The following is a 3426-nucleotide window of genomic DNA, read 5'->3' as shown; positions in this document are numbered from 1 at the left end:
CTTCAAAGATGAAGTTAAAGAAGTAAAGAGTAGTTTTGAATGTGGTATTTCCATCGAACGTTACCGTGATATTAAAGAAGGCGATATCATTGAAGCCTTTACGATGGAAGAAATTAAGCCACAGATTTAGGAGGCGTCTATGAGTGACGTTCGCGTACGTAAGTTACAGGAATTTATTAAACAAGAGGTAAGCGGCATGTTGATGCGTGGTCTTAAAGATCCGCGCATCGGCTTCGTTACTGTTACCGAAGTAGAAGTGACGGGCGATTTACGTCAGGCTACCATTTATGTGAGCCTGTTCGGTAAAGACGAAGAGAAAAAAGCGTCCTTGCAGGCTTTGCGTCATGCAGCCGGCCATATTCGCAGCGAACTGGGCAAAGTATTGCATTTGCGCTATACGCCGGAAATTTTCTTTGACGCCGATACTTCATTAGATTACAGTATGCACATTGAGTCTTTACTCAATGACATCAAAAAGGATGAGGCCAAACATGGCGATGATAAATAAGAAGGCTTTAAAAACTGCTTTAGATAAAGCCCAAAATATTATTTTGACCGTTCATGTTCATCCGGACGGCGACGCCTTGGGATCCCTCTTAGCTTTTTATGAAGCTTTGACGGCACAAGGTAAGTCCGTCACTATGGTTGTGGATGACATCATTCCTGAAAAGTATAACTTTTTGGCTCATGTGGATAAAATTCATTCCATCGAAACTATGACCGATTGGACAACGGACATGTTGCTCGTATTGGATGCCAGCACGTTTGAACGCATCGGTCAGGTCGGCGAATTATGTAAAGCGCCCATTTATAATATTGACCATCATATTTCTAACAGCGGCTTTGCGGAAGGTCTGTATTTACAGCCTGAATTTGCCGCCACCGGTGAAATACTGGCTGATTTGTGCAGCACCTGGGAATGGCCGATTACGGAAACGATGGCCAATGCATTATATATGGCCATTGCTACCGACTGCGGTTTCTTCCGCTTCAGCAATACAACTGAGAACACGTTAAATATGGCGGCACTTTGTGTTAAGAACGGTGCCAAGCCGAATGTTATTTCCGAACATGTGGAAGTGACTACGGTTGCTCGTATTGAAGTGATGAAAGAGGCTTTACAGACTATTCGTTTTTATAAAGACGGTAAAGTCGCCGTGTTGGCTCTCGACGAAGCTTTAATGGCTAAAGTAGGCGATGATACGGACGGCTATGTCGATTTAATTCGTAATGTAGATACCGTAGATATTGCTATTTTGCTAAAAGCGGTGGATACTAATGTAACTCGCGTCAGCTTGCGTGCCAAGATCACCGATGTGAATGCCATTGCCAATCATTTCGGCGGCGGCGGTCATGTGAAAGCAGCCGGTTGTACGATTCAGGCCAATATTGACGGTGCCATCGAGCAACTCTTAACGGTGATTGGCTAATGGACGGTGTATTTCCTTTCTTAAAACCGCCGGGCATTACCAGTCATGATGCTGTGGGGATTTGCCGCCGTTTATTAAAAGAGCGTCGCATCGGCCATAGCGGCACTTTGGATCCCTTGGCATATGGTGTTTTGCCTATCTTTGTAGGTAAGGCAACACGTATCATTGAGTTTACGGAATCTATGACTAAAACCTATGTGGCGGAAGGTCGCTTCGGTTTTGGTACGGATACGGAAGATATTACGGGCAATCCGTTACGAGCGGAAATAACGCCTACCACTATTCCTACATGGGAAGAGCTGGGGGCTATAGTAGCTTCGTTTACCGGTAAGCAGGACCAAACGCCATCCATATATTCAGCCATTAAGGTTAATGGGCGACGAGCGTATGAATTGGCTCGTGAAGGTGTGGAGTTTACTTTGCCGGCTCGAACGATTGAAATTACGGAATGTACTCTTTTGGCCTATGCCTATCCGTATTTTACGATTCGCGTTACTTGTTCCGCCGGGACCTATATAAGGGCTTTAATGCGGGATATAGCAGGTAAAGTCGGTATTCCGGCTACCATGACACAATTGGCCCGCACTGCGGTCGGTGAATATACCATAGATAAGGCGGTTACGGCGGAAGAGTTGGCTGAAAAAGGTAAAGCCCTTGTAGGTGCGACCGATTCGGCATTGATGCATTTACAGCCCGTAAATGTTTCAGAAAATGGCTTTATAGCCTTGAAACAAGGTAAGCAATGGCCGTATACTAAAATAGACGGTTTTCATGGTGAAATTGACCGGTTATATCGTGCTTATAATGATTCCGATTTTTTCGGTATCGTAAGCGGTACTGACACAGGCTTAAAAGTAGTTAAAAATATTTTTTAATAGGATTAATGTATGAAGATCTTAACATCCTTTGCAGAGTTACAACAATTACAATCTAATATTGTGTATGCCTTGGGGACTTTTGACGGACTTCACAAAGGTCATCAGACGGTTATACAAAGGGCGGTAGCGGAGGCAAAGGAACAGGCGGCCTATACCGTTGTGGTTACGTTTGATCAACATCCTTTGCATATCCTGAGACCGGAACGTTGTCCCAGCGCTTTATTGCAAAAAGAATTAAAAGCGAAACTATTAATCGACTTAGGTGTTGATTATGTGTTACGCCTGCCTATGAGCAAGGAATTGCTGGCTATGACGGCGGATGATTTTGTGGCGGCCTTAACTGTTTATAATGAGGTTAAAGCCTTTGTAGTAGGGCAGAATTTTACCTTTGGGGCCGGCGGCTTAGGCACTCCGGATGTGATTAAAGCCTTAGTTGAGCCTAAAGGGATTCAAGTATATGCTTTAACTTTGGCTAAATGTAATGAAGTGCAGGAACATGTATCCAGTACATTAATTCGTGAAGCTGTCAAAGTGGGCCATTTTGAATTGGTTAATACTTTATTAGGTCGTCCTTTCATGTTCAAAGGTACTGTCATTGAAGGGGACCGTCGTGGTCGTATTCTCGGCTTTCCGACGCTAAACTTTTTATATCCAAAGGAATTGACTTTGCCACCTGACGGCGTTTATGTAAATCGCGTATTTATTGACGGTAAGTGGTACGAAGGGGTCGGCAATTTGGGTGATAATCCTACCTTTGAAAACCAATACCATCGTTTTGAAGTCCATCTGTTTAATTTTGATAAAATGGTCTATGGCTATGAAGCGACCGTTGAATTTTGGAAGTTATTACGTCCGGAGAAACGGTTTGATTCACTTGATGAATTGATAAAGCAGATGAAAATTGATGAACAAGCGGCCAAAGATTTTTTCAAACAAAAATAAAATAAAATTTCTTAAGAACACCATTGAAGCTTAGAACTGATCTGCACCCATTTTCTTGGACAGAAGTAATTAAGCAACTTTTTGGGAATGGGTCCGGTATTCTACCGGACTCATTCCTTTTAATTTAAGTTTGATACGTTTAGTATTGTAATAGTCTATGTAATCTCTTAGTTTAT

The 3426-nt window shown here is 42.9% G+C and carries 5 protein-coding genes; 4 read left to right on the top strand and 1 reads right to left on the bottom strand.

The genetic code is table 11. The features are described 5' to 3' along the window. Nucleotides 1–139 precede the first annotated feature (139 nt). From rbfA to ribF, 4 genes are read left to right on the top strand one after another with little or no spacing between them, the layout of a single operon-like run. Nucleotides 140–508 carry a 30S ribosome-binding factor RbfA gene (gene rbfA, locus E7204_RS09160; RefSeq protein WP_006556878.1) on the top strand — a complete coding sequence of 123 codons (369 nt, stop codon included), beginning with the start codon at nucleotides 140–142 and terminating at the stop codon, nucleotides 506–508. Beyond that, nucleotides 492–1430, top strand: a complete 939-nt coding sequence (locus tag E7204_RS09155) for a bifunctional oligoribonuclease/PAP phosphatase NrnA (protein WP_295183889.1) — start codon at nucleotides 492–494, stop codon at nucleotides 1428–1430. The genes rbfA and E7204_RS09155 overlap by 17 nt, the downstream gene beginning before the upstream one ends. Then, on the top strand, nucleotides 1430–2305 hold the full coding sequence (gene truB / locus E7204_RS09150; protein ID WP_295183887.1) for a tRNA pseudouridine(55) synthase TruB: 876 nt from the start codon (nucleotides 1430–1432) through the stop codon (nucleotides 2303–2305). The genes E7204_RS09155 and truB overlap by 1 nt, the downstream gene beginning before the upstream one ends. Nucleotides 2306–2317: 12 nt before the next feature. Then, nucleotides 2318–3250 (top strand): riboflavin biosynthesis protein RibF, encoded by a 933-nt coding sequence (ribF, locus tag E7204_RS09145; RefSeq protein ID WP_295183885.1) that lies wholly within the window; start codon nucleotides 2318–2320, stop codon nucleotides 3248–3250. Between the two features lie 69 nt (nucleotides 3251–3319). Here ribF and E7204_RS09140 read toward each other — a convergent pair. Beyond that, a partial coding sequence (locus E7204_RS09140) for an IS3 family transposase (RefSeq protein ID WP_295181121.1) occupies nucleotides 3320–3426 on the bottom strand: 107 nt, incomplete at its 5' end.

This window comes from Veillonella sp. (genome assembly GCF_015058545.1).
Lineage (GTDB): Bacteria > Bacillota > Negativicutes > Veillonellales > Veillonellaceae > Veillonella_A.
Note: the sequence above shows the minus strand (reverse complement) of the source record. Positions and strands in the feature narration are given on the sequence as shown.

Coding starts and splice junctions, on each gene's coding strand:
- ribF (WP_295183885.1), top strand. CDS start 2,318: ATGAAGATCTTAACATCCTTTGCAGAGTTACAACAATTACAATCTAAT.
- E7204_RS09155 (WP_295183889.1), top strand. CDS start 492: ATGGCGATGATAAATAAGAAGGCTTTAAAAACTGCTTTAGATAAAGCC.
- truB (WP_295183887.1), top strand. CDS start 1,430: ATGGACGGTGTATTTCCTTTCTTAAAACCGCCGGGCATTACCAGTCAT.
- rbfA (WP_006556878.1), top strand. CDS start 140: ATGAGTGACGTTCGCGTACGTAAGTTACAGGAATTTATTAAACAAGAG.